We start from the raw sequence: 20,205 nt of genomic DNA on the forward strand, positions 1-20,205 counted from the left end.
TGAATAGGTGGTAGCAGAGGAAAATAGGGGTAAAGTTTGTTCTTGTAACTGCCTCTATTAAATGTTGCAGAGACGGTTTAGGTAGAGAATTGTCGTCGGAGAGATATGAAAAAAGCCCGAAGCGTTAACTTCGGGCTTTTAATAGGACTTTACTTCTTAACTGATTGGCGGTGCGCTTTGCGCTATTAGCTTATGCTTTATTTCTCTTTATAGAGAGTCTTCCAACCATTAACCCGCGTTGAGTTCGGGCTTAAGAGGTAATTACTTGCTTAGGTCGTCAGCGTGCTCAGATAGGAATGCTGCAACACCTTGTGGAGATGCGTCCATACCTGATTTACCTTCTTCCCATTGTGCAGGACATACTTCACCGTTCTTCTCGTGGAAGTTTAGTGCGTCTACCATGCGTAGCATTTCGTCGATGTTACGACCTAGTGGAAGATCGTTAACTACTTGGTGACGTACAAGGCCGTCTGCGTCGATTAGGAAAGAACCACGGAAAGCAACGCCTGCTTCTGGGTGCTCAACATCGTATGCTTTGCAGATTTCGTGCTTAACGTCAGCAATTAGAGGGTATTTAACTTGACCGATACCGCCGTCAGCGATAGCAGTGTTACGCCATGCGTTGTGAGAGAATTGAGAATCGATAGAAACACCGATTACTTCAACGCCTTTAGCTTGGAAATCTTCTAGACGGTTGTCGAAAGCGATTAGCTCTGAAGGACAAACGAAAGTGAAGTCTAGTGGGTAGAAGAAAACTACCGCTTTCTTACCTTTAGTGAATTCTGCGAAGTTGAAGTTATCAACGATCTCACCGTTACCTAGAACAGCTGCTGCAGTAAAGTCAGGGGCTTGACGACCTACTAGTACCATTTGGAATCTCCTAAAAAATTAGTTGGCCCAACACATCTTTGTTTGGGCTCCGTTTCTACGGGACAAACTATAGTACAATCGGTACTATAGAAAAAAGCGAATTAAATAGATTAAGTTAATCGAAAAAAGCGATAAGCTTATTCTTTGTCCGTTCCTTAGGTCAAATGACCTTCACTTAAGTTATCCTACTCATATTACAAAGTAATTTCATGAATAAATGGCCAAGTCTTAAGCAACTTCACTATCTTGTTACTCTTCACGAAACTCGCCACTTTAGCGACGCTGCGGATCGCTGCTTCGTGAGTCAATCGACACTAAGTAAAGGCATTCAAAACCTGGAAGAACTCATTGGTTGTCCTCTCTATGAGAAGAAAGATAAAAAGAGCCCATTGGTTTTCACTCAAGCGGGTGAGCTGGTGGTTAAGCATGGTCGAGAGTTATTGGCGAAAGGGCAAGACTTGGTTGAGCTCGGAAATCTATGTAATGGAGACGCGATGCAAGGGCAGTTGCGAGTAGGGTGTATTCCTACTATTGCTCCATTCCTATTGTGCGATTTGGTACAAGAAGCGAACCAACGTTTTCCACAGTTGAACTTGTTGTTACGGGAAGACACGACCACTAACCTATTGGCTGCGTTGCGTCATGGTGAGTTGGATGTACTGATTCTGGCTTTGCCTGTCGATATCGACAACATGGAGAGCAAAGTTGTTGGGCAAGACCCTTTCAGAATGGTAATCAGCCGCAATCAAGCCGATGGTATTCGTGTTCCGATTAAATATGATGACCTGCCAGACGAATCTGTATTCTTGTTGGAGAACGAGCACTGCTTAACCGAGCACGCGGTATCAGCTTGTAAGCTAACCGACAAAGAGAAGATAAACCCGTTCACCGCCACAAGCCTACATACGTTGGTACAAATGGTGGCAAATGGTTTAGGAACCACCTTTATCCCACAAATGGCGATCGATCATGGTTTGTTGCAAAATCAGAATTTAGTGGTGATCGACCCGCCAGGCCAACAAGCATACCGAGACATAGGCCTTGTATGGCGACCAAGCTCGTCACGTCTTGAAACCTTTCATCAGTTAGCTGATGTGGTCTCAGAATTGCTTTAAAAAACTAGAAAATAAAATTCAAAAGAAAAAGAGCAGCTATTTGGCTGCTCTTTTTGTTTGTTCATTTGAAAAGAAAAACGCCACAAATAGTGGCGTTAGAAGCTTATTTATCTATTTTACTATAACGTTAGATTTTGAAAAAACTCAGCAAGTCTTTTTGCTTAACAGCTAATGAAGAGAGTTCTTCACTTGCCTGTTTGCTCTGCTCAATTCCTGAAACATTTTGATGAACAATATCAAAGGTCAGAGAAACATTTTGTGAAATATCTTGTGTTACGCCTGATTGTTCTTCAGACGCTGTGGCTACTTGTGTGTTCATATCAGATATTAGTTGTACAGAGTCAGTGATAGAAGCGAATGCAGCACGAAGCTGTTCGCTATACTGTCTAGATTCTTCTGCTAACGAAAGGTTGGATTGCATAAATTGGTTCGCATCTTTCGCTTGAGCCTGAAGGCGAGATATTATTTCTTGAATATCGACCGTTGATTGTTGCGTTTTAGCGGCAAGAGAACGAACTTCATCTGCAACTACCGCAAAGCCTCGGCCTTGCTCTCCCGCTCGAGCGGCTTCAATGGCTGCATTTAACGCAAGTAAGTTAGTTTGCTCAGAAATTGAATTGATCACTTCAATAACACTACCGATCTCTACCGAGTACTCTTGCAATTGATTAACGATGTTTGATGTTTCTTCGATCGAGTCTTCAACTTTTCGAGATATATCATCTGATGCATCGAGGGAAACACTGCCATCTTTGACATTTGTCGTTGCCCCAGTTGCAGCGCTCTCTGCGCTAGCTGCATTCTGGCTAACCTCACTCGCAGTACTAGAAAGTTCATTGATGGCTGTCGCGATTTGTTCCATTTGACTCAGTTCTTGTTGAGCATTTCCTTCTGTTTGGCTCATTACCGCGGTTAGCTCAACGGAGGCTGCTGAAACATTGTCTGAAATCTGGTGGAAACCATCGATTATTCGACGTAGTTCTTGGCGCATTTCTAAAATGTTTGCGTATATACCGGTTTCTTTACCCGTAATTGGAATCTGCTTTGAAAGATCACCAGCGGCGACTTCGGCAACAATTGCTTGGATGTCACTTGGCTCTCCTCCAACGACTTTCCATACACTGCGGTAAATCGAAACGGCAATGCTAAGAGAAGCGGCGACAACGAGAATTGAAAGAACGCCAAGCACAAATTGCGCGTTAGAGAATCGCTCGACCATATTAGGCCCGACAGAGTCTTGCTCTGACTTTGTTGATAGCTTTATCTCTTCAATTGTTTTTGCTGCATTAACACCAGCAAGATCAAGAGTCCCTGAAATGATGCCATTTCGCGTGTTTATAGTGTCAACGATCTTTGAAAATGTGTTGCGGTAAATTTTGAAGGCACTAGTGAAATCGTTTAAGTAGTTGATTTGTTCCATCGACATGAGTTGAGATTCGATTGTTTCTGCAAGTAGTGCGGCAGAGGCAAACTCTTTTTCAGCACGCTGAGCATCTTCTGTTTTATTGCTCGTCAGAAATTTAGAAGAGTACAATCTTGATAGCAATACATGCTGCTGAAGCTGTCCTGAACTGACAGCAACTTCTAAATCTTCTTCAGCTGAAGCCTGGGTCATTAGGTTAGTCACTGCCTCACGCATATTGACTCCTGATGGGTCTAAGGCCTCTTGAACTAGGTTGTTTCGAGTATTAACAAGTTGAACAACCTTGTTAAAGCCTTGGCTATATTGATCAAGCTGCTTCTTTATCGTTAGGAATTCATTTTTGTGTAGATCGTCAAGATGAGAGTCTAATATTTCATCTATCAATTGATTTGATGCGGTGATACGTCTATTCAGTTCAGAAGCATGTGACGGAATAGGGTTTTTAATATATTTAAGTGCAGATAAACGAGCTTCCAGTATATTGGCTTGGATTCGACCTGTTGAGACACTTGTTATTGCAAGAGAGCGGTAGGTGTTAAACCCATCACTCGATTGATAAAAGCGTAATGAAGCAACGACTGAAATAACCAAAATTAGCGCGAGAATCACGCCAAAACCTAAGGACAGCAATTTCTTTAAACTCATAAATATCATTCCTAGTAAGGCAGCTTGTTTTTATTCTTAACAAATTCTTACATGATTCTAACGATAAATATATCAATAAATAGTATGTATCCACTATATTTTGATGTCTAAGAATGATGGGTAAAATAGGTTGTTGATATTGTTGTTTTTTGTAACTTTTCTCTCGGCTTTTCATAAAAATAGATGAGATTTTAGACGTGTCAGAATTTAGATATGTTAAGAGCCTCAGGTTCAAAGGCTCTAAGGATTATCGTGAGTAATACAAACGGACTAACTTTCGACCTCTTCCGGTTCCGCTTCTTCTTGTAGCTCTAGCAGGTTAATGGCTATCGTAACGAAATCGCTGTCTGTAATGATGCCCACGAGTTCGTGGTTCTCTACGACAGGTAAACAGCCCACTTTGTGTTTCTGCATATAAACAGCAGACTCTTTTAGTCCTGCGCGCGGCTCTACAGACATAACACTCTTGTGCATGATGTCATTGAGTGGTGTTGCAAGAGTATAGGATTGAGCTTGTGGGATGTTTTGTAGGCTAGATTCTTGAGCGGCAAGAACGTCTCGCTGTGTGACGACGCCAAGTAGTTGTCTGTCGGCATCAACAACCGGAATATGGCGGATATCAAGCGCTTCCATCATGTGCTTTGCATCGGCCAGTGAGTGTGAGCGCAATAGGGTATGAGGGTTGCGAGTCATCATATCTTCAACCTTGATCATACGGACCTCCTTCTTTTTTATTTGTTGCTATTACTATAGTTTTTTATCCAAAAAATAACTGAGATCTAACGCATTTTTGGGTGAGTTTCATGCAACTAATTTTGGCTTTTTTATGAGGGGGAGTGGTCGTATTATTTTACGACTCTTTACAATAATCCAATGCTGTAAACCTTGCTATTGCGGCTCGTGTGCCTATACTAGCCCACTGCGAAATTTTTAGTCATGTTTACGATGTGTTTCTGGTAACGATTTACTTACCGAAACGATTGTTCGGCAACTTCGACTTAATATTCGTCAACGGCATAAATATCATCAACTAAGACAAGACTCGACACATGCAAGTTTCAGATTTTCACTTTGACCTACCAGATGAACTCATTGCTCGCTACCCTCAAGAGGAGCGCACAGCAAGCCGCCTACTTAAATTAGATGGCAACAATGGCAACCTAGCTGATGGTTCGTTTAAAGACGTTTTAGACTTGGTTGAGCCAGGCGATCTTGTTGTTTTTAATAACACTCGCGTGATTCCTGCTCGTGTATTCGGTCGCAAGGCATCAGGCGGTAAGCTTGAAGTGTTGGTTGAACGTATGCTGGATGAGAAAAGCATTCTTGCGCATGTTCGTTGTTCTAAATCACCGAAACCGGGTACCAAATTGTTCCTTGGTGAGAACGATGAGTATGAAGCTGAAATGGTGGCACGTCATGATGCGTTATTTGAAATCCATTTCACATCCGATCAAAGCGTTTTAGAGATTCTTAACAGTGTTGGTCACATGCCACTGCCTCCTTACATCGATCGTCCAGATGAAGACGCCGATAAAGAGCGCTACCAAACTGTCTATAATGAAAAGCCGGGTGCGGTTGCTGCGCCAACAGCAGGCCTTCACTTTGATGATAAGCTAATGGCTGACATGAAAGAAAAAGGTGTTGAGTTTGCTTACGTGACACTTCACGTTGGTGCTGGTACGTTCCAGCCAGTAAAAGTCGATAATATCAATGACCACCACATGCATGCTGAGTACGTTGAAGTACCGCAAGAAGTGGTGGATGCCGTAGCTGCTGCAAAAGCACGTGGCGGGCGTATTATTGCCGTTGGTACAACCTCTGTGCGTTCACTAGAAAGTGCGGCTCAAGATGCATTGAAAAATGGCACTGAGTTAGTTCCTTTCTTTGGTGACACAGAAATCTTCATCTTCCCTGGTTATGAATATCAGCTGGTGGATTGCTTGATTACCAACTTCCACTTACCAGAATCAACGCTGATTATGTTGGTGAGTGCATTTGCTGGCTACGACAATGTGATGGGCGCATACGATCACGCAGTGAAGAGCGAATACCGTTTCTTCAGCTACGGTGATGCGATGTTCATCAATAAGAAAACGAGCTAATTTTAGCTGGTTATAAACGATATAAGCAGAATTTACGGGTGCTAGCAGTAAGCTAGGAGTCGGGCAGGGTGTCTGTCTAATCTCTCGCAAGGAATACGCGACCGCTCCTCATAGAACCCACTAGACTGAACTTTTGTTTGGCCTAAGGTTCTGAATTAACAGTCAGATTGTTTCTCTGGCATATTGGAGGCTTCGTGAAATTAAAATACGAACTTAAAAAAACTAATAGCGGCGCACGTCGTGGTCAACTTCAGTTTGAACGCGGTACCGTTGAAACCCCAGCATTTATGCCTGTAGGTACTTACGGTACGGTAAAAGGCATGACACCTGAAGAAGTAAAAGACACAGGTGCTGAAATCCTATTAGGTAATACATTCCACCTATGGCTACGTCCTGGTCAAGAAATCATGAAACTGCACGGTGATTTGCACGATTTCATGAACTGGAAAGGTCCTATCTTGACTGATTCAGGTGGCTTCCAAGTATTCAGCCTAGGTGCAACGCGTAAAATCACTGAAGAAGGTGTTCATTTCCGTAATCCTGTAAACGGTGACAAGATTTTCATGGACGCTGAGAAGTCGATGGAAATCCAAAAGGATCTAGGTTCAGACATTGTAATGATCTTTGACGAATGTACGCCTTATCCTGCAACGCACAAAGAAGCTAAAGACTCAATGGAGATGTCTCTTCGTTGGGCTCAGCGTTCACGTGATCATTTTGATAAGCAAGAAAACCCGAACTCACTGTTCGGTATTGTACAAGGTGGCGTATACGAAGACCTTCGTGATGTATCCGTTAAAGGCCTAACAGAAATTGGCTTTGACGGTTACGCAGTAGGTGGTCTAGCAGTAGGTGAACCAAAAGAAGATATGCACCGCATTCTTGAGCACACATGTCCTCAACTGCCTGAAGATAAGCCTCGTTACCTAATGGGTGTAGGCAAACCTGAAGACTTGGTTGAAGGTGTTCGTCGCGGTATCGATATGTTTGACTGTGTTATGCCAACGCGAAATGCACGTAATGGTCACCTGTTTGTAACGGAAGGTGTGATCAAGATCCGTAATGCGAAGCATAAAACCGATACAACACCACTAGATTCAGATTGTGACTGTTACACTTGTAAGAACTACAGCAAGTCGTACTTACACCATTTGGATCGTTGTAACGAAATCCTAGGTGCTCGACTGAACACGATTCACAACCTGCGTTTCTACCAACGAGTAATGTCAGACATTCGTCAGTCTATCGATGAAGATCGCTTTGAAGAGTTCGTTGCAGAGTTCTACGCAAGAATGGGGCGTGAAGTGCCACCACTAGGTAAAGAATCTTAGTATTTCTTTTTTGCGAGCCCTATCTCTCTTCCGAGTGATGGGGCTTGAAAATAAAGGGATACGACCCAATTAGACAAACAATTACGAAAATATAATAGAGGATGTTTTAAATGTTTATTTCTCAAGCTCACGCAGCAGCAGAAGGTGCACCAGCAGGCGGCGGTTTCGAAATGCTTATCATGCTAGGTATGTTCGCTGTGATCTTCTACTTCATGATCTACCGTCCACAAGCTAAGCGTGTTAAAGAGCACAAGAGCCTTATGTCTTCTATGGGCAAAGGCGATGAAGTTCTTACAAGCGGCGGCCTAATCGGCAAGATCACTAAGATTGCTGAAGACAGCGACTACGTTGCTATCGAACTGAACGCAAACAACGAAGTCGTTATCAAGAAAGACTTCGTTACAGCAGTGCTACCAAAAGGTACTCTGAAATCACTATAAACAGCTAGAGGATCCTCGCTGTGCTAAACCGTTATCCGTTATGGAAGTATTTGATGGTGATGTTTGCCATCGCTATCGCTGCGTTGTACGCACTTCCAAATATATACGGTGAAGATCCGGCAGTTCAAGTTACAGGGGCGCGTGGCGCCTCTGTAGATCTGTCTACGCTGGATGCTGTCACCAATGCTCTTGAAGCAGAAAACCTTTCTACTAAATCCGTTGCTCTCGAAAACGGTTCCATTCTTGTTCGATTTAACGATACAGATACGCAAATCAGTGCCCGTGATATCATCACAGAAGCACTAGGTGATGACGTTATCGTAGCTTTAAACCTAGCGGCTTCAACTCCTGATTGGCTTGAATCTATTGGTGCTGCACCAATGAAACTGGGTCTTGATCTACGTGGTGGTGTTCACTTCTTAATGGAAGTGGATATGGACGCTGCGATGCAAAAACTGGTTGGCCAACAAGAAGAAGCGTTCCGCAGTGAACTTCGTGAAGAGAAAATCCGCTACCGCGCTATTCGCCCATCGGGTAAAGATGCGGTTGAAGTGATTCTGCGTAACGAAGAGCAGCTTGCTGAAGCGAAATCGCTACTGCAATCTAAGCACCAAGATATGACGTTCGTAGATTCAGAATCTAACGGTCGTTTCTCTTTGATTGCTAACTTCACTGAAACTCGTCTTCAAGAAATCCGCAATTATGCGGTAGAGCAAAACATTACTATTCTACGTAACCGTGTTAACGAACTTGGTGTTGCTGAGCCTTTGGTTCAACGTCAAGGTGCTAGCCGTATCGTAGTGGAATTGCCAGGTGTTCAAGACACGGCTCGTGCTAAAGAAATTTTAGGCGCAACCGCGACTCTTGAATTCCGTGAAGTGGACAGCAGTGCCGATTTGGCCGCTGCAGCTTCTGGCCGTGCTCCTGCTGGTAGTGAAATTAAGCAAGACCGCGATGGTCGTCCTGTAGTACTTAAGAAACGCGTTATCTTAGGCGGTTCTAGCATTACAGATGCAAGCTCAAGTGTTGATGAATATGGTCGCCCACAAGTTAACATCTCGCTAGACAGCGAAGGTGGTAGCAAGATGTCTACATTCTCTCGTCAAAATATCGGTAAGCTAATGGCAACCGTATTTGCAGAGTATAAAGACAGCGGTCGTAAAACACCTGAAGGCCGAGTGATCCTAAGTAAGCACGAAGAAGTGATTAACCAAGCGACGATTCAATCTGCGCTTGGCCGTAACTTCCGTATTACAGGTATCGACTCAACGGCTGAAGCTCATAACTTGGCACTTCTACTACGTGCAGGTGCATTGATTGCGCCTATCTCGATTGTAGAAGAACGTACGATTGGTCCATCTATGGGTCAACAAAACATCGATATGGGTATCATGGCGATGGTTTGGGGTATGGCTGCAGTAATGCTGTTTACACTGCTTTACTACCGTACTTTCGGTTTGATTGCGAACGTCGCTCTGATGGCTAACTTAGTGTTGATTATTGGTGTGATGTCGATGATTCCTGGCGCGACAATGACGCTACCAGGCATTGCCGGTATCGTATTGACGGTCGGTATGGCAGTCGATGCCAACGTTCTTATCTTTGAGCGTATACGTGAAGAACTTCGAGATGGACGCAGTCCACAACAAGCGATTCACCAAGGTTATGCAAACGCATTTAGTACAATCGCCGATGCCAACATCACCACACTACTAACAGCAATCATTCTATTTGCTGTAGGTACAGGTGCGATTAAAGGCTTCGCGGTAACGTTATCAATTGGTATCTTGACTTCAATGTTTACAGCTATTATCGGAACACGTTGTATCGTGAACCTGATGTATGGCGGCAAACGCGTTAAGAAACTGTCGATCTAAGGCTAGGAATTAATATGTTTCAGATTCTAAAAGCAGACAAAATGATCGACTTCATGCGTTGGTCAAAGGTTGCCTTTTTATTCTCAATCTTGATGATTGGTACTGCTATCTTCACCCTAACAACGAAATCGTTGAATTGGGGTCTAGATTTTACCGGCGGAACCCTGATTGAAGTGGGCTTTGAGGAGCCAGCAAACCTACCTGATATTCGAAGCGCACTAGAAGCTGAAGGCTTTGGTGATGCTACGGTTCAGAACTTTGGTTCTGCGCGTGAGGTAATGGTTCGTCTACGTCCACGTGATGGTGTTGCGGGCGAAACGCTTGGTAACCAAATCCTGTCTGCAATTAAAGATGGTACTGGTGAGCAAGTTGAGATGCGTCGTATCGAGTTCGTTGGTCCAAACGTGGGTGATGAACTAACAGAAGCTGGTGGTCTTGCGATCTTAGTTTCTCTGATCTGTATCTTGATCTACGTATCCGTACGATTTGAATGGCGATTAGCTGCAGGTGCTGTATTAGCCCTAGCGCACGACGTTATCATCACACTAGGTGTGTTCTCTCTAATGCAAATTGAGGTCGACCTTACCATCGTGGCAGCCTTGCTAACGGTAGTCGGTTACTCCCTCAACGATACCATAGTGGTATTTGACCGTATTCGTGAGAACTTCCGTAAGATGCGTAAAGGCGAGGCACCTGAAGTGCTGAACAGCTCAATCACACAAACATTGAGCCGTACATTGATCACTTCTGGTACAACGTTATTCGTAGTTATCGCACTGTTCGTTCAGGGCGGCGCTATGATTCACGGCTTTGCGACTGCACTTCTACTGGGTATTACCGTTGGTACTTACTCTTCTATCTACGTTGCATCTGCACTAGCTATGAAGTTGGGTATTACGCGTGAACACCTAATGCCACCACAAGTGGATAAAGAAGGTGAAGAGTTTGACGAAATGCCTTAGGCCGCGGCTTAACAACTTTCGCTAAACCAAAAAAACCGCTGGGCAACTAGCGGTTTTTTTATGTCTGTATATTGTGGGTTAGCTTTTGGAACCGACTGAACATTGTCGTATTTACCAATACCAATACCAATACCAAGTGCCAAAGTAGCTAAGTCACTATCTAGTGACGATCTAAATACAGCCGACAGAGCAGTGATTTGTGTTCACTGTAACTAACCGACATTTTGGTCGTATCTCGTATCTCGTATCGCGGATACAAAAAAGCCTCGCAATAGCGAGGCTTTGAAAATCTTCTGCTCTTAACTAGAGAGCATTAACGCAAGGTCTGAATTACTTCAGCATACCTTCGTTAGAGTTCTCACGAACGTGCTTAAGAATAGACTTAACACCACGTGCGCTTGAAGCAACAACATTACCAGACGTCATGTAATCAGTGCCGCCAGCAAAGTCAGTCATGATAGCACCAGCTTCACGAGCGATTAGATCGCCAGCTGCTAGATCCCATGGCTTAAGGCCTAGTTCTAGGTAACCGTCAACACGGCCAGCTGCTAGGTAACATAGGTCAAGAGCTGGAGAACCAGTACGACGGAAATCAGCACAATCAACGAATAGACCAGAGATGATCTTCATGAAAGATTCAGAGTGTTGTTTTTGCTTGAATGGGAAACCAGTCGCTAGAACAGTACCTTGAAGGTCTTTAAGTTGAGTAACACGCATACGAGCGTTGTTAAGTTGAGCGCCAGCGCCACGTTGAGCTGTGAATAGCTCGTTTAGCATTGGGTCATAAACACAAGCAACTTCTGTACGACCGTTCATGCGAACAGCGATAGATACAGAGAAGTGAGGGAAACCTTTTACAAAGTTGTTGGTGCCATCTAGTGGGTCAACGATCCATTGTACGTCAGAATCTTTACCTTCAGTTAGGCCTGACTCTTCAGAAATAATGCTGTGCTCTGGGTAAGATGATTTGATTGTCTCAATGATCATGTACTCAGCTTCTTGAGCAATGTTAGTAACGTAATCGTTGTTACCTTTTAGAGACGATTCGATCTTATCAGTTGTTTCTAGAGATTTAGCAATATGGTTGCCAGCTTTACGCGCAGCGCGTATCGCAATGTTTAGCATTGGATGCATATGGTTTTTCCCACAAGATGTTAAAGAACAATTTAAAGCGGCGGCGAGTATACCAAAGTTTCCCCAAAAGGGAAGTGGTTATTTTTTGAACTCTTGATTTCACATTCCGAGAAGGGTCTGACCATTTTACTTAGCTATGTGTTAATATCTCGCGATTATTTTTAAAGTGGTGTCATATAGCATGTTAGACAATGTAAAAGTCGTTCTGGTTGGTACGTCTCATTCGGGAAATATCGGATCAGCAGCTCGCGCAATGAAAGTGATGGGTTTGAGTCAGTTAGTTCTTGTAGACCCTCAATGTGAAGTTGACGAGCAGACCTTAGCACTGGCTGCGGGTGCAGGTGACATCGCGGAAAACGCGACCATCGTTTCTACACTGGATGAAGCAGTAAAAGACTGTGGTTTGGTGGTTGGTTCGAGTGCACGCTCTCGTACGCTTGAATGGCCAATGCTTGAGCCGCGTGAATGTGGACAAAAATTTGCAGTTGAAGGTCAAAAGCACCCTGTAGCGTTAGTGTTCGGCCGTGAGCGTACTGGCTTAACCAATGATGAGCTTCAGAAGTGTCATTTCCATGTATGTATTCCTGCAAACCCAGAATACAGCTCACTAAACCTAGCAATGGCAGTACAGACTCTTAGCTATGAAGTGCGTGTAGCACACCTTGATATGGTGGCGAGCCAGTACCAGCCGCAGCAACAAGATGAGTACCCTCGTCACGAAGAACTAGAAATGTTCTATGAGCACCTTGAAAAAGTGATCATTGATACCCAATTTATTTCTAAGGATAAGCCGGGTCAGGTGATGAATAAGCTACGTCGTTTGTTCAGTCGAGCTCGTCCAGAGCTGCAAGAGATCAACACTCTACGCGGCATTTTGACTTCAATTGAGAAGAGCAAAAACGACAAATAAAGCCCATGCAAACCCTAAGGGTGAATACCTGACTAAAATAGTCAACTAAATACTTGACCAATTTAGTCGGGTATGGGAAAATTCCAACCACATAAACAATGTGGATACGGTGTGATATGAAACTTACATCTAAAGGAAGATATGCGGTAACAGCTATGCTAGATGTAGCACTGCATTCGCAAAAAAGCCCAGTTCCTCTGGCTGATATTTCAGAGCGACAAGGCATCTCGTTATCTTACTTAGAACAACTTTTTTCTAAGTTACGTAAAGCTGGCTTGGTTGCTAGTGTTCGTGGTCCTGGCGGTGGTTACCGTTTAGGTGCTGAAGCGAGCGACATCGCTGTCGGAACTGTAATTGCTGCAGTTGACGAATCAGTCGATGCAACTAAGTGTCACGGTCGAGCAGATTGCCAAGGTGGTACTCGTTGTTTAACTCACACTTTATGGCGTGATTTAAGCTCCCGAATCAGCAGCTTCTTAAACGACATTACGCTCGGTGAGCTAATGAAAGATAACGAAGTTTTAGAGATTTCTGATCGTCAAGATATCGATCTTGCGGTTAATAATGGTTTTGCACATAAAAATACGAGCACTACAACGATTAGTGCAGCACCTCACGGTGTTAATGCCCGCTCTTAGCGGTCAGTTTTTACATTGGAGTAGAAAATGAAACTGCCTATTTACTTTGACTATTCAGCTACATGCCCAGTCGATCCACGTGTTGCTGAAAAAATGGTTCAGTGCATGACGATGGACGGTAACTTCGGTAACCCTGCATCTCGTTCACACCGTTACGGCTGGCAGGCAGAAGAATCAGTAGATAATGCTCGTGAGCAAATTGCCGATCTACTAAATGCAGACCCACGTGAGATTGTTTTCACGTCAGGTGCTACAGAGTCAGATAACCTTGCTATCAAAGGTGCTGCGCACTTTTACGAGAAGAAAGGTAAGCACGTAATCACGTGCAAAACAGAACACAAAGCGGTTCTTGATCCATGCCGCCAATTAGAGCGTGAAGGTTTTGAGGTGACATACCTTGAGCCAGAAGCAAACGGCATCATTGATCTAGACAAGCTACAAGCTGCAATGCGTGAAGATACTGTTCTAGTTTCTATCATGCACGTAAACAACGAGATTGGTGTAATCCAAGATATCGGTGCAATCGGCGAATTATGTCGTGCACGCAAGATTATCTTCCACGTTGATGCGGCGCAGTCTGCGGGTAAAATCCCACTAGACGTAAAAGAGATGAAAGTTGATCTTATCTCTATGTCTGCACACAAAGCATACGGCCCTAAAGGCATCGGCGCTTTGTACGTTCGTCGTAAGCCACGTATTCGCCTTGAAGCGCAAATGCACGGTGGCGGTCATGAACGTGGTTTCCGTTCTGGTACGCTTGCTACTCACCAAATCGTGGGTATGGGCGAAGCGTTTGCTATCGCTAAGCAAGACATGCAGAAAGATTACGATCACGCACTAGCACTTCGTGAGCGCCTATTGAAAGGTGTTCAAGATCTAGAAGCTGTAACCGTAAACGGCGACTTAGACCAACGTGTACCACACAACCTAAACGTGAGCTTCGCTTTCGTTGAAGGTGAGTCTCTGCTTATGTCTTTAAAAGACCTAGCGGTATCATCAGGTTCTGCATGTACATCAGCAAGCCTAGAGCCTTCATACGTTCTACGTGCTCTTGGTCTAAACGATGAACTGGCACACAGCTCAGTACGTTTCTCATTCGGCCGTTTCACAACGGAAGAAGAAATCGACTACGCGATTGCACAAATCCGTGTAGCGGTAAACAAATTACGCGACATGTCTCCTCTATGGGATATGTATAAAGAAGGGATTGATTTGAACACTGTTGAGTGGGCTCATCACTAATCTCACGGAAATAGAGGATTCGAGGTAACTATCATGGCATATAGCGAAAAAGTAATTGATCACTACGAAAACCCACGTAACGTAGGTTCGTTTGATAAAGAAGACCCAAGTGTAGGTAGCGGCATGGTTGGCGCACCGGCTTGTGGTGACGTAATGAAACTGCAAATCAAAGTATCTGCAGAAGGTATTATTGAAGACGCAAAATTCAAGACTTACGGTTGCGGTAGCGCAATCGCTTCTAGCTCACTGGTTACAGAGTGGGTTAAAGGTAAAAGTATTGATGAAGCTGCTGCTATTAAAAACTCTGAAATCGCAGAAGAGCTTGAGTTGCCACCAGTGAAAGTTCACTGTTCAATTCTTGCTGAAGATGCAATCAAAGCAGCTGTTGCGGATTACAAAAAGAAGCACTAATCGCTTCAATACCGTAATTACGTCGACAAAATAAGTAATATTTGGGAGCACCCTTTGTGCTCCCACCTGAGTTCTCAATTTATATAAAACACAAGGTTGTAGTATGGCCATCACCATGACAGATACGGCAGCAAGCCGAGTTCAAGCTTTCCTAGATAACCGTGGTAAAGGTCTCGGGTTACGCTTAGCAGTAAAAACTACTGGCTGTTCGGGTATGGCGTATGTACTGGAATTCGTTGACGAGCTTAACGAAGAAGACGAAGTGTTTGAGCACTCAGGTGTTAAGGTCATCATTGATCCAAAGAGCCTAGTATACCTAGACGGTACTGAGCTTGATTATGTAAAAGAAGGCCTAAACGAAGGTTTTGAATTCAACAACCCGAACGCGAAAGGCGAATGTGGTTGTGGTGAGAGCTTCAATGTTTAAACGCTTGAATCGTTAAGCGTTGTAAGCGAAGAATAAAATTAGGCTCTGAACAAAGAGCCTAAACTTAGGACCACCTTTACATGAATCATTTCGAATTATTTGGGCTACCACTTCAGTTTCAACTGGATGGTAGCCTTCTTTCTTCTCAGTTTAGAGATCTGCAACGCCAATTCCATCCTGATAAATTTGCGATAGCTTCTGAGCGTGACCGCTTATTAGCCGTGCAAAAAGCGGCACAAATCAACGATGCGTACCAGGTATTGAAGAATCCAATCAGCCGAGCAGAATACCTGCTAGTTCAACACGGTGAAGACATTCGTGGCGAACAACAAACCATGCAAGATCCGATGTTCCTGATGGAGCAAATGGAACTGCGTGAAGAGCTGGAAGATATCGCAGACAGTTCTGATCCCGAAGATGCGCTATTTGCATTTGAAGGCAAGGTTAGCAAAATGTATAAACAACAATTAAGCGCTATCCAACAAGAACTCGAAAGCGAAGCTTGGCTAGAAGCTGCAGACCGAGTAAGAAAGCTTAAGTTTATTGCAAAATTAAAGAATGAAATCGAATTAGTTGAAGATCGTTTGATCGGCTAGTTTGTATAACAAGGACACATCCATGGCACTACTTCAGATTGCAGAACCAGGGCAAAGCGCCGCTCCTCACCAGCACAAGCTTGCTGTGGGTATTGATTTAGGTACAACAAACTCGTTGGTTGCTGCAGTACGCAGTGGCGAGGCAAGTACACTCGTTGATCAACAAGGTCGAAGCATTTTACCTTCAGTTGTTCACTATACGTCAGAGTCGTACACCACTGGCGATGAAGCTCGTGCTAACGCGCAGACTGACCCTAAAAATACCATTATCTCAGTTAAGCGATTAATCGGTCGTTCACTGTCAGATATTCAACAGCGATACCCGTCTCTGCCATATCAGTTTGAAGAAAGTGATAATGGTTTACCTGTGATCCGCACAGAACAAGGCAACAAGAACCCAATCCAGGTTTCTGCTGATATTCTACGAGCGCTTGGCCAACGTGCTGAGTCTACGCTAGGCGGTGAGTTATCTGGCGCCGTAATTACGGTTCCTGCGTATTTTGATGATGCACAGCGTGCTGGTACGAAAGACGCGGCTCAACTTGCTGGTCTTCACGTGTTACGTCTTCTTAATGAACCTACTGCGGCAGCGATTGCTTACGGTCTGGATTCAGGTAAAGAAGGGGTGATTGCGGTTTATGACCTTGGCGGTGGCACGTTTGATATCTCTATCTTACGCCTGTCTAAAGGTGTTTTTGAAGTATTAGCAACGGGTGGCGACTCTGCATTAGGCGGAGACGACTTTGACCACTTGATCGCAGAGCACTTCCAAGAGCAAATGGGCTTATCAGAGCTAACCGCAGAACAGAATCGTATTCTTCTAGATGCAGCAACAGAAGCGAAGATAGGCTTATCTGACGCTGAAAGCGTTAATGTTGAAGTGTTGGGTTGGGCTGGTTCATTAACTCGTGAAGAGTTTGAAGAGATCATCAAGCCACTGGTTAAGAAAACACTGCTTTCGTGCCGTCGTGCATTGAAAGATGCTGAAGTTGACGCGGATGATGTTCTAGAAGTCGTGATGGTCGGCGGTTCAACTCGTACATTGCTTGTCCGTGAAATGGTGGGTGACTTTTTTGGTCGTACGCCATTAACCAGCATTAACCCAGATGAAGTGGTTGCGATTGGTGCTTCTATCCAAGCGGATATCTTAGTCGGTAACAAGCCTGACTCTGAAATGCTGCTGCTTGATGTTATTCCTCTTTCCCTAGGTATCGAAACGATGGGTGGCTTGGTCGAAAAGATCATTCCACGCAATACCACTATCCCTGTTGCTCGCGCACAAGAATTTACCACGTTCAAAGACGGTCAAACTGCAATGACAGTGCACACCGTGCAAGGCGAACGTGAGATGGTTGATGACTGTCGTTCATTGGCTCGTTTTGCTCTAAAAGGTATTCCACCAATGGCGGCTGGTGCGGCGCATATTCGTGTGACTTACCAAGTAGACGCTGATGGCCTGCTATCGGTTACTGCTATGGAGAAGAGCACAGGTGTTCAAGCTGAAATTCAGGTTAAACCGTCTTACGGCTTAAGCGATAATGAAGTGGCGAGCATGCTGAAAGATTCGATGACGTTTGCTAAAGAAGACATGCAAGCGCGTGCTCTAGCTGAGCAACGTGTAGAAGCAGATCGTGTTATCGAAGGTCTTATTGCAGCAATGCAAGCTGATGGCGATGAGCTGCTTGATGAGCAAGAAAAACAGCTCCTTCTGCAAGCTATTGAAGCACTGATTGAAGTGCGTAATGGCGAAAGCGCTGATGCCATCGAACTAGAAATTAAGAATACCGACAAAGCGAGCCAAGACTTTGCTTCTCGTCGTATGGATAAATCAATTCGAGCTGCACTGTCAGGTCAGTCAGTCGATAATATTTAATAGTTAGAGAATAGATAAACATGCCAAAGATTATTGTTTTACCTCACGAAGATCTATGTCCAGAAGGCGCTGTTTTAGAAGCAAAAACTGGTGAGACGGTTCTTGATGTTGCATTGAAGGCCGGTATTGGTATTGAACACGCATGTGAGAAGTCGTGTGCATGTACTACATGTCACGTCGTGATTCGTGAAGGTTTCGACTCTTTAGAAGAGAGTGATGACCTAGAAGACGACATGCTAGATAAAGCATGGGGTTTAGAGATGGAATCTCGCCTTGGTTGCCAAGCTAAAGTAGCTGATTCGGATCTTGTTGTAGAGATTCCAAAGTACACGTTGAACTTAGCTTCTGAAGAGCATTAAGAAATAAGCTCGACTAAAACTGTTAGTAAAGCTGGCATAGAATATAAGTCACTAAGATGACAAATCGTCGCTGATAAAGATAAGGAAATGTTATGAGTTTGAAATGGATTGATTCGCGAGATATTGCGATTGAACTATGTGATTTATACCCAGATACCGATCCTAAAACAGTACGCTTCACGGACTTGCATCAATGGGTGCTAGATCTTGAAGATTTTGATGATGAGCCGAATCACTCGAATGAGAAAATTCTAGAGGCCATTATATTGTGCTGGATGGATGAGATGGATTAATCCTCTTGTCTAATCACTTGGTCGCGGGTTGGTATCAGTCCAATGTAAAACGCAGCCAAGTTAACAATTCTTACTAAAAAAAGCGGACCTTATGGTCCGTTTTTTTATCAAAATGACATTTTCCTCCTACATAATGCTAACATCAGTGCGCTAATAAAAAACAATCAGAATCACATACTCAAAGTGGTTCATGACAAGGAGAAATCATGTCTACACAGATGTCAGTATTTTTAAGTCAAGAAGCTGCCCAGCCTCAGTGGGGAGCAAGAGCTATTTTATCGTTCTCAGAAGCGGGAGCGACAATTCACATTGGTGAAGGCCACGATCTAGGCGCGGTTCAACGTGCGGGTCGTACGCTTGACGGACAAGGTATCGCATTGGTTGCACTTAGCGGTAAAGGCTGGGATCTAGAAAGTGTTTGGGCTTTTTACCAAGGCTACCGTGGACCAAAGAAAAAGAATGCATTGGAGTGGGATACTCTAGCTGAAGCTGATCAGGTTGAATTGGAAGCACGTATCCGCGCGACAGATTGGACGCGTGACATCATCAACAAAACGGCTGAAGAAGTTGCCCCTCGTCAATTAGCGACAATGGCAGCTGAATACATCAAGTCAGTGGCACCAGCAGGCACTGTTAAAGCGAAAATCGTTAAAGACAAAGATCTCCTAACTGAAGGTTGGGAAGGCATTTATGCGGTAGGCCGCGGCTCTGAACGTACTTCTGCAATGCTTCAACTGGACTTCAACCCTACCGGCGATGAAAACGCACCCGTGTTTGCTTGTCTTGTGGGTAAAGGTATCACTTTCGACTCAGGCGGTTACAGCATTAAGCCAGGTCAATTCATGACAGCAATGAAGGCTGACATGGGTGGCGCCGCGACTATTACCGGTGGTTTAGGTCTTGCGATTGAACGTGGCCTGAACAAGCGCATCAAGCTTATCTTATGTTGTGCAGAGAATATGATCTCTGGTCGTGCATTGAAGCTTGGCGACATCATTACTTACAAAAATGGTAAGACTGTCGAGATCATGAATACCGATGCGGAAGGTCGTTTAGTTTTGGCTGATGGCCTGATGTTCGCAAGCGCTCAGAATCCTGAGTTGATCATCGACTGTGCAACGCTAACTGGCGCGGCTAAAAATGCATTAGGTAACGACTACCACGCATTATTGAGCTTTGATGATGAGTTGTCTCATCAAGCACTAACGGCTGCGAACCAAGAGAAAGAAGGTCTATGGCCATTGCCGCTTGCTGATTTCCACCGTGGTATGTTGCCTTCAAACTTTGCTGATCTTTCAAACATCAGCTCTGGTGATTACACTCCGGGTGCAAGTACAGCTGCCGCGTTCCTTTCTTACTTTGTAGATGACTACAAAAAAGGTTGGATTCACATGGATTGCGCGGGTACTTACCGCAAGTCATCAAGTGATAAGTGGGCTGCAGGCGCGACCGGTATGGGTGTTCGTACACTGGCTCGTCTTCTTATCGACCAAGCAAAATAATAATAAGAGTGAGCGGTATTTCGATACCGCTTATTCATAAACTCAGATCGAATGA

At 44.2% G+C, this 20,205-nt stretch carries 20 protein-coding genes; 16 read left to right on the top strand and 4 right to left on the bottom strand.

Annotated features, from left to right (window positions below; all coding sequences use genetic code 11):
* Positions 1-261 precede the first annotated feature (261 nt).
* Positions 262-870 carry a peroxiredoxin C gene (locus ACED42_RS09175; protein ID WP_009848275.1) on the bottom strand — a complete coding sequence of 203 codons (609 nt, stop codon included), beginning with the start codon at positions 868-870 and terminating at the stop codon, positions 262-264.
* Between the two features lie 209 nt (positions 871-1,079).
* On the opposite strand from ACED42_RS09175, the gene ACED42_RS09180 reads away from it, so the two are divergent.
* A complete protein-coding gene (locus tag ACED42_RS09180; protein WP_009848276.1) occupies positions 1,080-1,985 on the top strand; it encodes a hydrogen peroxide-inducible genes activator in 906 nt (301 codons plus the stop codon).
* 127 nt (positions 1,986-2,112) lie between these two features.
* Here the strand turns inward: ACED42_RS09180 and ACED42_RS09185 are convergent, their stop codons facing one another.
* Together ACED42_RS09185 and ACED42_RS09190 are read right to left on the bottom strand one after the other, a co-directional pair.
* The gene (locus ACED42_RS09185) at positions 2,113-4,053 is read right to left on the bottom strand and encodes a methyl-accepting chemotaxis protein (RefSeq protein WP_371702257.1); all 1,941 of its coding nucleotides are present in this window, start codon (positions 4,051-4,053) and stop codon (positions 2,113-2,115) included.
* Positions 4,054-4,323: 270 nt separating this feature from the next.
* Complete coding sequence (locus tag ACED42_RS09190; RefSeq protein ID WP_009848278.1) at positions 4,324-4,767, bottom strand: CBS domain-containing protein; 444 nt, start codon at positions 4,765-4,767, stop codon at positions 4,324-4,326.
* Between the two features lie 335 nt (positions 4,768-5,102).
* Here ACED42_RS09190 and queA point away from each other — a divergent pair, with 335 nt between their 5' ends.
* The 5 genes from queA (at position 5,103) to secF (ending at position 10,765) form a co-directional block, all read left to right on the top strand.
* Positions 5,103-6,155: a tRNA preQ1(34) S-adenosylmethionine ribosyltransferase-isomerase QueA gene (gene queA / locus ACED42_RS09195; protein ID WP_017099581.1), complete on the top strand. Its 1,053-nt coding sequence runs from the start codon at positions 5,103-5,105 to the stop codon at positions 6,153-6,155.
* 194 nt (positions 6,156-6,349) lie between these two features.
* A complete protein-coding gene (gene tgt, locus ACED42_RS09200) occupies positions 6,350-7,486 on the top strand; it encodes a tRNA guanosine(34) transglycosylase Tgt (RefSeq protein WP_009848280.1) in 1,137 nt (378 codons plus the stop codon).
* Positions 7,487-7,596: 110 nt separating this feature from the next.
* Complete coding sequence (gene yajC / locus ACED42_RS09205; protein ID WP_009848281.1) at positions 7,597-7,926, top strand: preprotein translocase subunit YajC; 330 nt, start codon at positions 7,597-7,599, stop codon at positions 7,924-7,926.
* A gap of 20 nt (positions 7,927-7,946) precedes the next feature.
* Positions 7,947-9,803 carry a protein translocase subunit SecD gene (secD, locus tag ACED42_RS09210; protein WP_009848282.1) on the top strand — a complete coding sequence of 619 codons (1,857 nt, stop codon included), beginning with the start codon at positions 7,947-7,949 and terminating at the stop codon, positions 9,801-9,803.
* A gap of 14 nt (positions 9,804-9,817) precedes the next feature.
* The gene (gene secF, locus ACED42_RS09215; RefSeq protein ID WP_012603308.1) at positions 9,818-10,765 is read left to right on the top strand and encodes a protein translocase subunit SecF; all 948 of its coding nucleotides are present in this window, start codon (positions 9,818-9,820) and stop codon (positions 10,763-10,765) included.
* Positions 10,766-11,095: 330 nt separating this feature from the next.
* Here secF and suhB read toward each other — a convergent pair whose 3' ends face one another.
* Positions 11,096-11,899: an inositol-1-monophosphatase gene (gene suhB / locus ACED42_RS09220; protein ID WP_009848284.1), complete on the bottom strand. Its 804-nt coding sequence runs from the start codon at positions 11,897-11,899 to the stop codon at positions 11,096-11,098.
* 181 nt (positions 11,900-12,080) lie between these two features.
* Between suhB and trmJ the strand changes: the two genes are divergently transcribed.
* The 10 genes from trmJ to pepB all read left to right on the top strand — a co-directional run bounded on the left by trmJ (position 12,081) and on the right by pepB (position 20,150).
* Complete coding sequence (gene trmJ, locus ACED42_RS09225; protein ID WP_004735091.1) at positions 12,081-12,809, top strand: tRNA (cytosine(32)/uridine(32)-2'-O)-methyltransferase TrmJ; 729 nt, start codon at positions 12,081-12,083, stop codon at positions 12,807-12,809.
* Between the two features lie 116 nt (positions 12,810-12,925).
* Positions 12,926-13,447, top strand: coding sequence for a Fe-S cluster assembly transcriptional regulator IscR (gene iscR / locus ACED42_RS09230; RefSeq protein WP_012603310.1), 522 nt, complete (start codon positions 12,926-12,928; stop codon positions 13,445-13,447).
* A gap of 27 nt (positions 13,448-13,474) precedes the next feature.
* On the top strand, positions 13,475-14,689 hold the full coding sequence (locus ACED42_RS09235) for an IscS subfamily cysteine desulfurase (protein WP_009848287.1): 1,215 nt from the start codon (positions 13,475-13,477) through the stop codon (positions 14,687-14,689).
* A gap of 33 nt (positions 14,690-14,722) precedes the next feature.
* Positions 14,723-15,100, top strand: coding sequence for a Fe-S cluster assembly scaffold IscU (gene iscU / locus ACED42_RS09240; protein WP_004735094.1), 378 nt, complete (start codon positions 14,723-14,725; stop codon positions 15,098-15,100).
* Positions 15,101-15,203: 103 nt separating this feature from the next.
* The gene (gene iscA, locus ACED42_RS09245) at positions 15,204-15,527 is read left to right on the top strand and encodes an iron-sulfur cluster assembly protein IscA (RefSeq protein WP_004735095.1); all 324 of its coding nucleotides are present in this window, start codon (positions 15,204-15,206) and stop codon (positions 15,525-15,527) included.
* An 80-nt stretch (positions 15,528-15,607) separates the two neighbouring features.
* Positions 15,608-16,123: a co-chaperone HscB gene (hscB, locus tag ACED42_RS09250; protein ID WP_009848288.1), complete on the top strand. Its 516-nt coding sequence runs from the start codon at positions 15,608-15,610 to the stop codon at positions 16,121-16,123.
* Between the two features lie 22 nt (positions 16,124-16,145).
* Entirely contained in the window at positions 16,146-17,996 is a 1,851-nt protein-coding gene (gene hscA / locus ACED42_RS09255; protein WP_371702260.1) for a Fe-S protein assembly chaperone HscA, read from the top strand.
* Positions 17,997-18,016: 20 nt separating this feature from the next.
* A complete protein-coding gene (gene fdx / locus ACED42_RS09260; RefSeq protein ID WP_017098073.1) occupies positions 18,017-18,355 on the top strand; it encodes an ISC system 2Fe-2S type ferredoxin in 339 nt (112 codons plus the stop codon).
* A gap of 92 nt (positions 18,356-18,447) precedes the next feature.
* A complete protein-coding gene (gene iscX, locus ACED42_RS09265; RefSeq protein WP_004735099.1) occupies positions 18,448-18,648 on the top strand; it encodes a Fe-S cluster assembly protein IscX in 201 nt (66 codons plus the stop codon).
* 206 nt (positions 18,649-18,854) lie between these two features.
* Positions 18,855-20,150 (top strand): aminopeptidase PepB, encoded by a 1,296-nt coding sequence (gene pepB, locus ACED42_RS09270; RefSeq protein WP_017099586.1) that lies wholly within the window; start codon positions 18,855-18,857, stop codon positions 20,148-20,150.
* Positions 20,151-20,205 lie beyond the last annotated feature (55 nt).

It is taken from the genome of Vibrio sp. FF145 (genome assembly GCF_041439075.1).
Taxonomy (GTDB): Bacteria; Pseudomonadota; Gammaproteobacteria; order Enterobacterales; family Vibrionaceae; genus Vibrio; species Vibrio tasmaniensis_A.